This is a genomic window from Streptomyces sp. NPDC046887, assembly GCF_040644755.1.
Classification (GTDB): domain Bacteria; phylum Actinomycetota; class Actinomycetes; order Streptomycetales; family Streptomycetaceae; genus Streptomyces; species Streptomyces lichenis.
In genome coordinates this window covers 32,024-45,764 of record NZ_JBEYXH010000049.1, presented here as the reverse complement: position 1 = coordinate 45,764, position 13,741 = coordinate 32,024, and the positions used below count along the sequence as shown (strand labels likewise).

Below are 13,741 nucleotides of genomic sequence, written 5' to 3'. Positions count from 1 at the left end.
GTTGTGGTTGGGGGGCGGCGGGCGGGGGGGGGCGCCCGGGGGGGGCCCCGCCACCACCGGGGTGGGGGGGTGTTTATACCACGTGAAACCGATGTTTCACGTGAAACATCGCCCCGAACTGCTTCCTGGAGGAGTCAGGCGGGGATCAGGAGGCGACGAGCGGTGCCGGCGCGTCCGTCCCGTCCGTCCGCCACTTGACGATCTTGTCGAAGCTGACCACGGCCCCGCCCCGGCCGGAGCGGTTGCCGAAGTGGACATGGTCGGCCAGCTCCTCGATGAGGCTCAGCCCCCGTCCGCTCTCCGCCTCCGGGGTCGGTCTGCGCACTGCCGGGACCGGCCCCCGGGGGAATCCGGGCCCGGAGTCGGCCACCTCGATACGGCACTTCTCACCGTCGAGGTAGGCGGTCACCCGGTACTCGGCCGACGGCTCGCCCGTCCCCGTCCGGCCGCCGTGCTCCACGGCGTTGGCGCAGGCTTCGGTGAGGGCGAGCGACAGGTCGTACGAGACGTCCGGGTCGACGCCCGCGGTCTCCATGGTGCCGAGGAGAAGGCGGCGGGCGAGCGGAACACTCGCAGCCTCACGCCGCAAATGGAGAGACCACCAGATGCTCATGCTCCAGCCTCCTGGCTGCGGCTTGACATACCGATACGTATTGCCCGGCGACACGGACCGTAAGCGCGGGGTTGACAGGAGCGCGCCCGTTCGGCGGATGCGGGTAGCCCGGACGACGGGGTAGTGGAGCGCGGGCGCGGAGGAGCGCACGGGTGGTGGGGCACACGGGTGGTGGGGCACACGGGTAGCGCACCGCTAGGGGAGCGGCCGACCCGGGTCGGTCCCAAAGGTGATGTTCCGGACCTGCCGTAGGGCGGCGGGTGCGGCAGTGCGATGATGGCCCGGCCATGTCTGCCCCCTCCGGGTACGCCCCGACCACCGGTCCGCGGGTGCTTCCGCGACTGCTGAGGGCCGCGGTGTTCGCCGCGGTCTGCGTCGCGCTGTCCGGAGTGGGCCACGCCCTGGCGGCCTGCGCGACGGTCCCCTGGTGGACCCTGGTCGCCGGTTTCCTCGGGGTGTTCGCGGCGATCGTCCCGCTCGCCGGGCGCGAGCGCTCCCTGCCGCTCATCGCGACGGCCCTCGCCGGAGGCCAACTCGGCCTGCATGCGCTGTTCGGGCTGGGCGAGCGCTACCAGCATCTGCTGCACACCCTGCTCGGCGGCTCCCGCGCCGGCGGCGGGAACCTCGCCGCGAGCGGTGCGGGCGCGGGCGGGCAGGCGGACGACGCACTGATCCGGATCGCCGCCCAGCTGGTGTGCGGGGCCGGTCCGCGGTCGATCAGCACGGCGGACGCCTACCGGATCGTCGCGGGCGCGGGACTGGACCCGCAGGACGCCGCCACGGCCGCCACGGCCGGGCAGGGGGCGCACACCGCGCACGGAGCCGCCGCGTCGGCGGCGCTGCTGCCCGGCCTCCCCATGCTCCTGGGCCATCTGCTGGCGGCGCTGGCCACCGGCTGGCTGCTGCGCCGAGGCGACCTGGCCCTGCTCCGGCTGGCCCGGCTCTCCGGCCGCGGCGCCTGCGAGGTGGCCGACGGCGCGCTGGTACGCGCCCTGCGGGCCGCCCTCGCCCTCGTACGCGCGCTGGCGGGCGGACTGCCCGTGCCGCCCGTGTGCGGACCCCGGACCCGGCGTACCGGTGACGACTCCCCGCCGCCCGGTGCGGCGGACGCACTCCAGCACTCGGTGATCAGGCGCGGCCCTCCGGCCGTACTCGTCCTCGCAGCCTGACACGGTCCACTCGGCAGCGGGTGGTGCCGTGGCGCGTCCGCGCGCACACCGATATCACCGCATCCCTGCTCTTACGTGGAGTGTGCTTCCGTATGAACGTTTCCCGTGCCGCCCTCGTCGCCGGTGTCGCCGCCTCCTCGGTCGTCCTGCTGGCCGGGCCCGCCTTCGCTCACGTCAGCGTGCAGCCGCAGGGCGAGGCCGCCAAGGGCGGCTACGCCACCGTCAACTTCAAGGTGCCGAACGAGCGCGACAACGCCTCCACCGTGAAGCTGGAGGTCACCCTGCCGACCGACACCCCGATGGCCTCCGTGCTGCCGCAGCCGGTCCCGGGCTGGACGGTCAAGGTCGACAAGGCCAAGCTCGCCAAGCCGCTGGACGTGCACGGCAAGCAGATCACCGAGGCCCCGTCCAAGATCACCTGGACCGCCACGTCGTCCAAGATCGGCCCCGGTGAGTTCCAGCAGTTCCCGGTTTCCCTGGGCCAGCTGCCGGAGAACGCCGACCAGCTCGTCTTCAAGGCGCTCCAGACGTACGACAACAAGGAGGTCGTGCGCTGGATCGAGGAGCCCAAGGAGGGTGGCGAGGAGCCGGAGACCCCGGCACCCGTGCTGGAGCTCTCCGCGGCGACCGGCGACCACCACGGTGGCGGCGCGGCGGACCAGGACAAGGCCGAGAAGGACGGCGGGCAGGGCGCCGAGGACACCAAGGAGGCCGGGCACGACGACGGCGGCAAGCACGACACCGCGAGCGCCGAGTCCAGCTCCGAGGGCTCGTCCAGTGACACCACGGCCCGGGTCCTCGGCATCGTCGGCATCGTGATCGGCACCGCGGGCGTGGCGTTCGGCGTCCTGGCCCGCCGCCGCCGCTCCGTCTGACGCACCAGCCGAAACCGGGACCGCCCGACGGCGCACCCTGCCCGAGGGCGCGGACGGCTCGAAGGAGCGGACCGCTCGCGGCCGGGATGAGCCGTGGGGCGGATACGGCGGTGAGCAGCCCCGGACGACCGGACGGGCCAGGCATCCGGACCTGGCCCGCCCGGCCCCGGCGGCCGCCCTCGCCGTCCCCTCCCAGCCTCCTCGCCGTCCCTTCCCGCCTCCTCGCCGTCCCTTCCCGCCCCGCCCGTTTCCCGGGCCCGGGACACCAGCCGGAACACCGCCGGAACATGAGAGAGAAGCCCCACCCCATGCACCACCACATCGACACCTCCCCCGCCCCCGGGCCCGAGGAGCGGCCGCAGCGCCCGGCACGGGACCGCCGCGGCGGCCGCCGGACCGCCCGCCTCGCGACCGCTCTGGTCGCCGTGTCCGCGTTCGCCCTCACCGCCTGCGGTGGCGACGGCGGCGCCAAGGCGAAGGGCGACGGCTCGGTCGCCCAGGTCTCGGGCGGATCGTCGCAGGACAAGGCGGCGACCGTCCTCGACCAGCCCTTCAAGAAGCCCGACCTCGTCCTGACCGACACCAAGGGCGAGAAGTTCGACCTGCGCGAGCGCACCAAGGGCAAGCCGACCCTCGTCTACTTCGGCTACACCCACTGCCCGGATGTGTGCCCGCTGACCATGAGCAACATCGCCCTGGCGAAGAAGGAGCTGCCCAAGGCCGACCAGGACAAGCTCCAGGTCGTCTTCGTCACCACCGACCCCGAGCGGGACACCTCGGCGGAGCTGGCGAAGTGGCTGCCCGGCGCGGGCGACCCGTCCTTCACCGGGCTCACCGGCGACTTCGCCACCATCCAGGCGGGCGCGCGCCAGCTCGGCATCACCATCGAGCCGTCGAAGAAGAACAAGGACGGTTCGATCGAGTCCATGCACGGCACCCAGGTGATCGCGTTCTCCCCGAAGTCGGACGCGGGCTATGTGCTCTACGGCGAGGACACCCGCTGGGAGGACTACGCCAAGGACCTGCCCAAGCTGGTGAAGGGGGAGCGTCCGTGACCCGCCCCGGTACGGCGCTGGGCGCCGCCATGGCACTCGCCGCGGCACTGGTCCTCGGCGGCTGCTCCTCGTCCGCCACCCACGACGGCGACAGCGGTACGGAGGCGGGCTCGGCGCCGCGGCTGAAGGTAGCCGACGCGTATATGCCGCAGCCGGTGGGCGACACCGCGGGCGGCTTCCTCACCGTCACCAACACCGGTGGCGGCGCGGACAAGCTGGTCGCGGTGAGCAGCCCGCTCTCCGACGACGTAGAGATCCACGAGACGAAGGACCAGCGGATGCGGGAGGTCGAGTCGTTCGACATCCCCGCCGGCGGTGAGCTGCACCTCGAACGGGGCGGCAGCCATCTGATGTTCATGGAGATCAAGAAGCAGCCGAAGCAGGGCGAGAAGGTGGCGGTGGAGCTGCGCTTCGAGAAGTCCGGCCCGATCCGGATCGAGCTGCCCGTCGAGGCGCCCACCCACAACCCCGCGTCCGGCCACACGGCCCACGGCTCCGCCCACCACTGAGAGACGGGGACGAGACACCATGACGGCCACTGCCCCGGGGACCGCCACCGGCACCCCCACCCGCGGCCGAGCCCCCGCCCGGAACCACATCCGAGGCCGGAACGGGATCCACGGCCGGGACCGGATCCGCGGCTGGGGCGTACGGCCCGGGGACGGCCGGCCCGCCCCGGTGGCCGTACGGCTGCTGCTGGTGCTGGCCGCGCTCCTCGGCGCCGTGCTCGCCGGGGCGGCGCCCGCGTCCGCGCACGCCGCGTTGACCGCGAGCGACCCCCGGGACGGCGCGGTCGTCAAGGCCGCCCCGAAGGAGGTGACGCTCACCTTCTCCGAGCAGGTCGCCATGGGCGACGACTCGATCCGGGTCCTGGAACCCAGCGGCAAGCGGGCCGACACCGGCACGGTCCGGGACCGGAGCGGCGGCGGCGAGGTCCGGCACTCGGTCGGGCTGCACTCCGGGCTGCCGGACGGCACGTACACCGTCGCCTGGCGCGTGGTGTCCGCCGACAGCCACCCGATCTCCGGGGCGTTCACCTTCTCCATCGGCGCCCCCTCGGAGCAGCGGGCGGTGGTGGCGCAGGCGGAGGCCGGCGGCGGGCTGGTCGGGGTGCTGTACGGGATCGCGCGCTACGTCTCGTACGGCGGCTTCATCCTGCTCGTCGGCGGCGGCGCGTTCGTACTGGCCTGCTGGCCGCGCGGGGCGGCGGTACGGCCGCTGCAGCGGCTGGTGGTACGCGGCTGGGTGGCGCTGACCGGCGCCACCCTGGTCCAGCTGCTGCTGCGCGGGCCCTATACGGGGGTGGGCGCCGAACCGGGCGCGGAGGCCTCGGTGGCCGACGCCTTCGACCTGGACGTCCTCGGCACCGTACTGGAGACCAAGACCGGCACGGCGCTGGTCTCCCGGCTGCTGCTGCTCGGCGCCGCCGCGCTGTTCGTCGCGGTGCTCTTCGGCGCGTACACCCGGCGCGCGGAGGAGAGCGAGCGCAAGGACCTGTCCTTCGGCCTGGCGGTCGGCGGCACGGTCGTCGCGGCCGGGATCGCGGCCACCTGGGCGCTCTCCGAGCACGCCTCGACCGGCATCCAGACCGCCGTGGCGATGCCGGTTGACGTGCTGCACCTGCTCGCCATGGCCGCTTGGCTGGGCGGGCTGGCGGCGCTGCTGGTGGTGCTGTTCCGGGGTCCGTCGATCGAACGGGAGGCGGTACGGCGGTTCTCCCGGCTGGCGTTCGGCTCGGTGGTGGCCCTGGCGGTGACCGGGGTCTACCAGTCGTGGCGGCAGGTCGGTACCTGGAGCGCGCTGACCGGTACGGCGTACGGGCGGCTGCTGGTGCTCAAGGTCGTGCTGGTCGCGGCACTGGTCGGCCTCGCCTGGTTCTCCCGCCGGTGGACCGGGCGGCTGAGCGAGACCGCCGAGACCTCAAAGGCCCCGGAGAAGGCCGAGACCTCGGAGGGGGCCGAGGGCGCGCCGGTCGCGGCGGTCGCCGCCACGGGCGCGGCAGGGCGGGGCGGCGAAGCCACCGAGCAGGACGCCGGCAGCACCGCCGGAAACGGGGACAGCACCGCCGGGGCGGAGCCGTCCGCCGAGCGGGCGCGGCAGCTGGCCCGGCAGCGCGCGGCCCTGGCCACCGCCCAGGACAAGCGGCGGCGCGACGCCGACCCGGTCCGCTCCGGGCTGCGCCGCTCGGTGCTGGCCGAGGCGGCCGTGGCGGTCGTCCTGCTCGCCGTCACCACCGTGCTGACGACCACCGAGCCCGGCCGTACGGAGGAGGAGGCCGGGCGGGCGCAGGCGGGCGCGGCCCAGACCGCCCCGGCACCCACCGGGCCCGTCGAGCTCACACTGCCGTTCGACACCGGCGGGGTGAACGGCAAGGGCACCATCCGGCTCACCGTCGATCCGGGCCGGTCCGGCGCCAACACCCTGCATGTCTTCGCCGACGGTACCGACGGCCGACCGCTGGACCTGCCCGAGCTGAAGGTGTCCTTCACCCTGCGCGAGCAGCAGATCGGGCCGCTGCCCGTACAGCCGGACCGCGTCGCGGCCGGACACTGGAGCGCGGAGGGCCTGCAGATCCCGATGCCCGGCGAGTGGACGATCCAGGTGACCGTCCGTACCTCCGACATCGACCAGACCACCCTCGACAAGAACGTGAAGATCGGCTGACCCCCGCTATGCAGCACAACCACCGGCGCGAGCGCGAGAACGACCCGAAGGCTCAGGGAGCCGCGAAGGGGCCCCATCAGCTTTCGGAGCGGCCACCCGCCGAGGCGCGGCCCGGCCAGGAGCAGGCGTCCGGGGCCGGGGTGTCCCGGCGGCGGCTGCTGGGCAGCGCGGGCGCGGCCGGAGCGGCCGGGCTGGTGCTCGGCGGGGCGGGCGGCGCCGCCGTCCACGCCGCCGCCGCGCCCGAACCGGGGACGGCGCTGTCCACGGTCGGCTCGTCCCGGGTGCCCTTCCACGGGCGGCACCAGGCGGGCATCCTCCAGCCGATGCAGGCCCGGGGCCATCTGATCGCCTTCGACCTGGTGCCCGGTGCCGGGCGCCGGGAGGCCGCGGCGCTGCTGCGGCGCTGGTCGGCGGTGGCGGAGCGGCTGATGGCGGGACGCCCGGCGGGCGGCGGGGACACCGGGGTGGCGCTGGACGCGGGGCCGTCCTCGCTCACGGTCACCTTCGGCTTCGGCGCCTCCTTCTTCGACCGCACCGGGCTGACCGGGCGGCGACCGGTCGAGCTGGAGCCGCTGCCCGCGTTCTCCGCCGACCGGCTCGACGCCCGCCGCTCCAACGGCGACCTGTGGGTGCAGATCGGTGCCGACGACGCCCTGGTGGCCTTCCACGCGCTGCGCGCCGTACAGAAGGAGGCGGGCGGGGCGGCGAAGGCCCGGTGGCAGATGAACGGCTTCAACCGGGCGCCCGGTGCCACCGCGCAGCCGATGACCACCCGCAATCTGATGGGCCAGGTCGACGGCACCGGCAACCCCAAGCCGTCCGAGCCGGACTTCGACGCGCGGGTGTTCGTCCCGGCGGGCGGTGGCCGTGGCGGGGGCGGAGGCGGGGCCCAGGCCTGGATGGCGGGCGGGTCGTACGCGGTGGTCAGGCGGATCCGGATGCTGCTGGACGACTGGGAGAAGCTGTCCCTGGCGAAGCAGGAGCAGGTCATCGGGCGGCGCAAGGCGGACGGCGCCCCGCTGACCGGTGGGACCGAGACGACCGAGCCCGATTTGGAGAAGACCGGCGCCGACGGCCGCCCGGTCATCGCCGCCGACGCGCACTCCCGGATCTCGGCGCCCGAGCAGAACGGCGGGGCCGCGATGCTGCGCAGGCCCTTCTCGTACCACGACGGGATCGGCCCGGACGGGGAGCCGGACGCCGGGCTGATCTTCGTCGCCTGGCAGGCCGACCCGCGCCGGGGCTTCGTACCGGTGCAGCGGAAACTCGACCGGGGCGACGCGCTGTCGCCGTTCATCCGGCACGAGGCGAGCGGCCTGTACGCGGTGCCCGGCGGCCCGGCGGAGGGCGAGTACGTGGGCCAGCGGCTGCTGGAGTCCTGAGCCGCGTTCCCCTCTTGTCCCGTGGGCCTTGTCCCGTGGTCCGGGTTCGCGGCCGAGGCGGGGCCCTGCCCGGTTCGCGTCCGAGGTCTGGCCCTGCCCGGTTCGCGGCCGAGGCGGGGGCCTTGTCCGTCATCTGGCGACCGCCGCCCCGGCCCCGGGGCGCGCATTAGGGTGACCGGTATGTCGGCCACGCGCTATACGTATCTCGGTCCCGAGGGCACCTTCACCGAAGCCGCCCTCCGTACGCTTCCGGAGGCCGCCACCCGCGAGCTGGTGCCCATGGTCTCGGTGGCGGCCGCGCTCGACGCTGTACGCGGCGGGGAGGCAGCCGCCGCCTTCGTGCCCATCGAGAACTCGGTCGAGGGCGGAGTGACGGCCACCCTGGACGAGCTGGCCTCCGGCGAGCCGTTGATGATCTACCGCGAGGTCCTGCTGCCCATCGCGTTCGCGCTGCTGGTGCGGCCGGGCACCAAGCTCACCGACATCAAGACGGTGACCGGCCATCCGGTGGCCCAGCCGCAGGTGCGCAAGTGGCTGCGCGCCCATCTGCCGGAGGCCGTGTGGGAGTCGGCCGCCTCCAACGCGGACGGCGCGCGGCTGGTGCAGGAGGGCCGGTACGACGCCGCGTTCGCCGGGGAGTTCGCCGCGGTGCGGTACGGGCTGGAGACCCTGGTCCGGGACATCCATGACGCCGCCAACGCGGAGACCCGGTTCGTGCTGGTCGGCCGTCCGGCCCGGCCCGCCGCGCCCACCGGCGTGGACAAGACCTCGGTGGTGGTCTGGCAGCAGGAGGACCACCCGGGCACCCTGCAGGCCCTGCTCCAGGAGTTCGCCGCGCGCGGGGTCAACCTGATGCTGCTGCAGTCCCGTCCGACGGGCGCCGGTATCGGCAACTACTGCTTCGCGATCGACGCCGAGGGCCATATCGCGGACCTGCGGATGGGCGAGGCGCTGATGGGGCTGAAGCGGAGCTGCGCCAAGGTGCGGTTCCTCGGTTCGTACCCCCGGGCCGGTGCCACCGTCGAGGACGTCACCCCACTGCACCCGGGGATGTCCGACGCGGACTTCACGGCGGCCTCGGACTGGCTGGCCCGCTGCCAGGACGGCCGGGCCTGAGACCGTACGGGGGCGGGGGCTCGGGGCGTACCGGGTCCCGGGGGAAAGTTATCCACAGGGTTGCTTCTCGACCTGGGGACAAGTCGACATCGGTCAAGGCGGGGTCGACAAATCGCCCCCAGAGAGCGCCGGCCGGGTCCCGGTGGGGCTCAAGCGGGATGGAGCCCCGCTCCCCCGCCCCGATGTCCCGATTCCACCGATCGCCCCTTTTGAGAGCTGATTTCCCACTCGAATGAGTGGGAAGTCCCAGGTTTGCCCGGCATTCCGCAGCAGAGAAATAACTCCGGAATGATCAATTCGGAAGTTCCCACTGATCCACTCGCTGATCCACAGAACTTCCACACAGCCTGTGGATAACAATTCCCTCCCACGGTCGGGCTGTGGACAACCGCGGTCGCCACGCACCGCCCGTCCCGCCGGGCGCCAGGGCCGAAGCGGCCCCCGCCCCTCCGCGACCCCCTCAGCCCAAGCCGCCCCATTTCGGGCTTTCCGTACGTAACGACACGCGCCGTAAATCCGTGAAGGGGCCGCCGTCCGGCACCGGTAGCCTGGTGGGGTGATTGACCTTCGCCTGCTCCGTGAGGACCCCGACCGTGTTCGCGCCTCCCAGCGCGCCCGTGGAGAGGACGTCGGCCTCGTCGACGCCCTGCTCTCCGCCGACGAGCGGCGCAGGTCGTCCGGTGTCCGCTTCGACGAACTGCGTTCCGAGCAGAAGGCACTGGGCAAGCGCATCCCCAAGGCCTCCCCGGAGGAGCGGGCCGAGCTGCTGCAGCGCGCCGAGCAGCTGAAGACGGACGTCAAGGCCGCCGACGCCCAGCAGCACGAGGCCGACGAAGAGGCCAAGCAGCTGCTGCTGAAGCTGGGGAACCTGGTCCACCCCGACGTCCCGGAGGGCGGCGAGGAGGACTTCGTCGTCCTGGAGACGCACGGCACCATCCGGGACTTCGGTGCCGAGGGCTTCCAGCCCAAGGACCACCTGGAGCTGGGCGAGGCGCTCGGAGCCATCGACATGGAGCGGGGCGCCAAGGTCTCCGGCTCGCGCTTCTACTACCTCACCGGGGTCGGCGCCCTGCTGGAGCTGGCCCTGGTCAACGCGGCCATCGCCCAGGCGACCGAGGCCGGGTTCATCCCGATGCTGACGCCCACCCTGGTCCGGCCGCGCGCCATGGAGGGCACCGGCTTCCTCGGCCAGGCCGCCGAGAACGTCTACCACCTGGAGAAGGACGACTACTACCTGGTGGGCACGTCCGAGGTGCCGCTCGCGGCGTACCACATGGACGAGATCCTCGACGCCGACAAGCTGCCGCTGCGGTACGCCGGGTTCTCCCCCTGCTACCGGCGCGAGGCTGGGACCTACGGCAAGGACACCCGGGGCATCTTCCGGGTCCACCAGTTCGACAAGGTGGAGATGTTCTCGTACGTCGCACCCGAGGACGCCGAGGCCGAGCACAAGCGGCTGCTGGAGTGGGAGAAGCAGTGGCTGAACTCGCTGGAGCTGCCGTTCCAGGTGATCGACGTCGCCACCGGCGACCTGGGCGCCTCCGCCTCGCGTAAGTACGACTGCGAGGCCTGGATCCCGACGCAGGGCAAGTACCGCGAGCTGACCTCCGCGTCGAACTGCGACAGCTTCCAGGCCCGCCGCCTGTCCGTGCGGATGCGCGAGGAGCGCGAGGGCAAGAAGACGGTGCAGCCGCTGGCCACGCTCAACGGCACCCTGTGCGCGGTGCCGCGCACCATCGTCGCGCTGCTGGAGAACCACCAGCAGGCCGACGGCACGGTGCTCGTCCCGCAGGTGCTCCGCCCCTACCTGGGCGGACGCGAGATCCTGGAGCCCCTCGCCAAGTGACCACGCTCCCCGGCCCCGCCGCCCCCACCCAGCCGGCCTCCTTCCCCCTCCAGTCCGCCACCCGCCGGTCCCCGTTCCCGTTCAAGCTGGTCGCGACCGACCTGGACGGCACGCTGCTGCGCTCCGACGACACCGTCTCGCAGCGCACCCGCGACGCGCTCGCCGCCGCCACGGCGGCGGGGGCCGCGCACATCGTGGTGACCGGGCGCTCGGTCCCCTGGACCCGGCACATCCTGGACGACCTCGGCTACGACGGTCTCGCCGTGTGCGGCCAGGGCGCGCAGGTCTACCACGCGGGTGAGCACCGGCTGCTCACCTCGGTGACGCTGGACCGGCAGCTGGCGGGGCTGGCGCTGTCGAAGATCGAGGCCGAGGTCGGCCCGCTCGCCATCGCCGCGAGCCGGGACGGGCTCGACGGGGACGTTCTGGTCGGCCCCGGCTACCGGGTCCAGGAGGGGCCGCTGCCCTACCTGCCGTACGAGGACCCGGCCGATCTCTGGTCGGCGCCGCTCAACAAGGTGTACATCCAGCACCCCACCCTTGACGACGACGCCCTGGCCGCCGCCGCGCGGCAGGCCGTCGGCAGCCTGGTGGACGTGGTCATGGCGGGTTCGGGCATCGTGGAAATCCTGCCGCTGGGCCTGAGTAAGGCCACGGGTCTCTCGCTGGCGGCACGGCGGCTGGGCGTGAAGGCGTTCGAGACCATCGCCTTCGGCGACATGCCCAACGACATCCCCATGTTCGCCTGGGCCGAGCACGGCGTCGCCATGGCCAACGCCCACGACGACCTCAAGGCCGTCGCCCACGAGGTCACGGCGTCGAACGACGCCGACGGCATCGCGGTCGTGCTGGAACAGCTCCTCGCAGAGGGGTGACCCGGCTTCCCGTGGCGGGTGAAGCGGCTTCTCGTGGCGGGGTGACCCGGCTTCCCGTGGCGGGGTGAACCGGCTCCTCGTGGCGGGTGAACCGGCTTCTCGCGGCGGGGTGAACCGGCTCACCGGCTTCGGTTGGGGCGGTGTCCGGTGGGGGCGCTCTCGGGTTTGCCGTACTCAATCACTTGGGTATTTGGGGGGGTCCCCCTCCCCCCCACCCCCCACCCCCGCACCCCTCCTCCTCACCACGGAAACTCAGTGGTGCCCGTGCCCCGGGCCGAGGCACAGTGATGACGCACCGGGACCGGGGGGCGCGGGCCGCCGCACCCTCAGCGGGGCAGGCCGCGGGGCGTCGAGCACCGGAGTCCAGCGACGACTCCGAGTGCCCCGCCCGGCGCCGCCCGGGGCGGCCGCTTCGAGCGCGCTTTCCGCGCGGGCCGCCCCTCCCGGTGCCCACCCCCTCCCGCTGCCCGTCCCGTGGTGCCTCTCGGCTCGGTCGGTGCACCGATCCAGCCGGTCGGAGCAGTCCGGAACAGCCCCGGGGGACGGCGGCGCACGCGTCAGAAGTTGATCATGTGGCCTGCCAGTCCGTGCACCGCCTCCTTCACTGCCTCGCCGAGCGTCGGGTGGGCGTGGACGTTACGGGCGACCTCGTGCACCGTCAGGTCCCACTGCTGGGCCAGGGTCAGCTCCGGCAGCAGCTCCGTCACATCCGGGCCGATCAGATGGGCGCCGATGATCTCGCCGTACGTGGCATCGCTGATCAGCTTGACGAAGCCGGTGGAGTCGCCGAGGCCGTGGGCCTTGCCGTTCGCCGTGAAGGGGAACTTGGCGACCTTGACGTCGAAGCCCTTCTCCCGGGCCTGCTCCTCGGTCCAGCCGAAGCTGGCGATCTGCGGCTGGCAGTAGGTGGCCCGCGGAATCATCGGGTAGTCGAGCTCCATGGTCTCCGCGTCCGCGATGGTCTCCGCGGCGACCACGCCCATGGCCTCCGCCGTGTGAGCCAGCATCAGCTTCGCGGTGACATCGCCGATGGCGTAGATGTTGGGCACCGAGGTCCGGCACCGCCCGTCCACCTCGATGGCCCCGCGCTCGGTGAGCCGCACCCCCGTCTTGTCCAGACCGAAGCCGTCGACGTTCGGCGCGAAGCCGATCGCCTGGAGCACCTTGTCCGCCTCCAGGACCTTCTCGGCGCCGTCCTTGCCGGTGACCGTCACCCGCACCTGGTCGCCGGACTCGTCGATGGACTCGACCCGTGTCGAGGTCAGCACGTTGATGCCGAGCTTTCGGTACTGCTTCGCCAGCTCGGCCGAGACGTCCTTGTCCTCCAGCGGCGCCAGACGGTCCAGGAACTCGACGATGGTGACCTCGACCCCGTAGTTCCGCATCACATAGGCGAACTCCACGCCGATGGCACCGGCTCCGGCGATCACGACGGACCCGGGCAGGTCCTGGTCGAGGATCTGCTCCTCGTAGGTCACCACCCGCTCGCTGCGCCGGGTGCCGGGCAGCAGGCGGGGGGTCGCGCCGGTGGCGATGACGCAGTGGTCGAACGAGATCGTGGTGGACGACCCGTCGGCCAGGTCCACTTGAAGCGAGTTGGCGTCGAGGAAGGTGCCCCGGCCGGTGAACTCGGTGATGCCGTTCTTCTTCATCAGGTAGTGGACGCCCTTGACCCGGCCGTCCGCGACCCGGCGGCTGCGCTTGAACGCCTCTCCGTAGTCGAAGGACACCTCGCCCTCCACCTTGATGCCGAAGGTCTTGGCCTCACGGGTGAAGATGTGCGCCAGCTCCGCGTTGCGCAGCAGGGCCTTGGTGGGGATGCAGCCGACGTTCAGACAGACGCCGCCCCAGTACTTCTCCTCCACGACCGCGACCCGCTTGCCCAGCTGGGCGGCGCGGATGGCGGCGACGTAACCGCCGGGGCCTGCTCCGAGTACGACGACGTCGAAGCGGTCTGACATGGCGTGCTCCCCAGGTGTGTGATGTGCCCAGCTTGCGTGCTTGTGCGGCACCGGCCGGCCTCCCGTGGTGCGGGCTCGCACGGTGGTGATCCGTGCCCACAGTAAGCCCGGCGGCCCCCGGCCGTCCGGGCCTGTGGATAAGTTGTAGGATGACCGGGCAACTGGAGAAACGACAGGGGAAGGGA

General features: G+C 72.8%; 11 protein-coding genes. 9 read left to right on the top strand and 2 right to left on the bottom strand.

Annotated elements, in window-relative coordinates; all coding sequences use genetic code 11:
- Positions 1-145: 145 nt before the first annotated feature.
- Complete coding sequence (locus tag ABZ945_RS30335; RefSeq protein WP_361276045.1) at positions 146-613, bottom strand: ATP-binding protein; 468 nt, start codon at positions 611-613, stop codon at positions 146-148.
- 287 nt (positions 614-900) lie between these two features.
- On the opposite strand from ABZ945_RS30335, the gene ABZ945_RS30330 reads away from it, so the two are divergent.
- From ABZ945_RS30330 to ABZ945_RS30290, 9 genes are all read left to right on the top strand, one after another.
- Positions 901-1,782: a hypothetical protein gene (locus tag ABZ945_RS30330; RefSeq protein WP_361276043.1), complete on the top strand. Its 882-nt coding sequence runs from the start codon at positions 901-903 to the stop codon at positions 1,780-1,782.
- 92 nt (positions 1,783-1,874) lie between these two features.
- Positions 1,875-2,657 carry a YcnI family protein gene (locus tag ABZ945_RS30325; protein WP_361276040.1) on the top strand — a complete coding sequence of 261 codons (783 nt, stop codon included), beginning with the start codon at positions 1,875-1,877 and terminating at the stop codon, positions 2,655-2,657.
- 287 nt (positions 2,658-2,944) lie between these two features.
- Positions 2,945-3,712, top strand: a complete 768-nt coding sequence (locus ABZ945_RS30320) for an SCO family protein (protein WP_361276037.1) — start codon at positions 2,945-2,947, stop codon at positions 3,710-3,712.
- Entirely contained in the window at positions 3,709-4,221 is a 513-nt protein-coding gene (locus tag ABZ945_RS30315; RefSeq protein WP_361276035.1) for a copper chaperone PCu(A)C, read from the top strand. Before ABZ945_RS30320 ends, ABZ945_RS30315 begins: the two co-directional genes overlap by 4 nt.
- Positions 4,222-4,240: 19 nt before the next feature.
- A complete protein-coding gene (locus tag ABZ945_RS30310; protein WP_361276033.1) occupies positions 4,241-6,376 on the top strand; it encodes a copper resistance protein CopC in 2,136 nt (711 codons plus the stop codon).
- A gap of 8 nt (positions 6,377-6,384) precedes the next feature.
- Positions 6,385-7,758, top strand: a complete 1,374-nt coding sequence (gene efeB, locus ABZ945_RS30305) for an iron uptake transporter deferrochelatase/peroxidase subunit (protein WP_361276030.1) — start codon at positions 6,385-6,387, stop codon at positions 7,756-7,758.
- A gap of 180 nt (positions 7,759-7,938) precedes the next feature.
- Positions 7,939-8,874 (top strand): prephenate dehydratase, encoded by a 936-nt coding sequence (gene pheA, locus ABZ945_RS30300; protein ID WP_361276027.1) that lies wholly within the window; start codon positions 7,939-7,941, stop codon positions 8,872-8,874.
- A 556-nt stretch (positions 8,875-9,430) separates the two neighbouring features.
- Entirely contained in the window at positions 9,431-10,720 is a 1,290-nt protein-coding gene (gene serS / locus ABZ945_RS30295; RefSeq protein WP_361276024.1) for a serine--tRNA ligase, read from the top strand.
- An 86-nt stretch (positions 10,721-10,806) separates the two neighbouring features.
- Entirely contained in the window at positions 10,807-11,595 is a 789-nt protein-coding gene (locus ABZ945_RS30290) for an HAD family hydrolase (RefSeq protein ID WP_361276058.1), read from the top strand.
- 557 nt (positions 11,596-12,152) lie between these two features.
- Here ABZ945_RS30290 and lpdA read toward each other — a convergent pair.
- Positions 12,153-13,556: a dihydrolipoyl dehydrogenase gene (gene lpdA / locus ABZ945_RS30285; RefSeq protein ID WP_361276021.1), complete on the bottom strand. Its 1,404-nt coding sequence runs from the start codon at positions 13,554-13,556 to the stop codon at positions 12,153-12,155.
- Positions 13,557-13,741: the final 185 nt, after the last annotated feature.

Excerpts from the sequence above, each read along its gene's own strand:
- ABZ945_RS30325 (WP_361276040.1), top strand. The coding sequence starts at position 1,875 with ATGAACGTTTCCCGTGCCGCCCTCGTCGCCGGTGTCGCCGCCTCCTCG.
- efeB (WP_361276030.1), top strand. The coding sequence starts at position 6,385 with ATGCAGCACAACCACCGGCGCGAGCGCGAGAACGACCCGAAGGCTCAG.
- ABZ945_RS30335 (WP_361276045.1), bottom strand. The coding sequence starts at position 613 with ATGAGCATCTGGTGGTCTCTCCATTTGCGGCGTGAGGCTGCGAGTGTT.
- pheA (WP_361276027.1), top strand. The coding sequence starts at position 7,939 with ATGTCGGCCACGCGCTATACGTATCTCGGTCCCGAGGGCACCTTCACC.
- lpdA (WP_361276021.1), bottom strand. The coding sequence starts at position 13,556 with ATGTCAGACCGCTTCGACGTCGTCGTACTCGGAGCAGGCCCCGGCGGT.
- ABZ945_RS30330 (WP_361276043.1), top strand. The coding sequence starts at position 901 with ATGTCTGCCCCCTCCGGGTACGCCCCGACCACCGGTCCGCGGGTGCTT.
- ABZ945_RS30320 (WP_361276037.1), top strand. The coding sequence starts at position 2,945 with ATGAGAGAGAAGCCCCACCCCATGCACCACCACATCGACACCTCCCCC.
- ABZ945_RS30310 (WP_361276033.1), top strand. The coding sequence starts at position 4,241 with ATGACGGCCACTGCCCCGGGGACCGCCACCGGCACCCCCACCCGCGGC.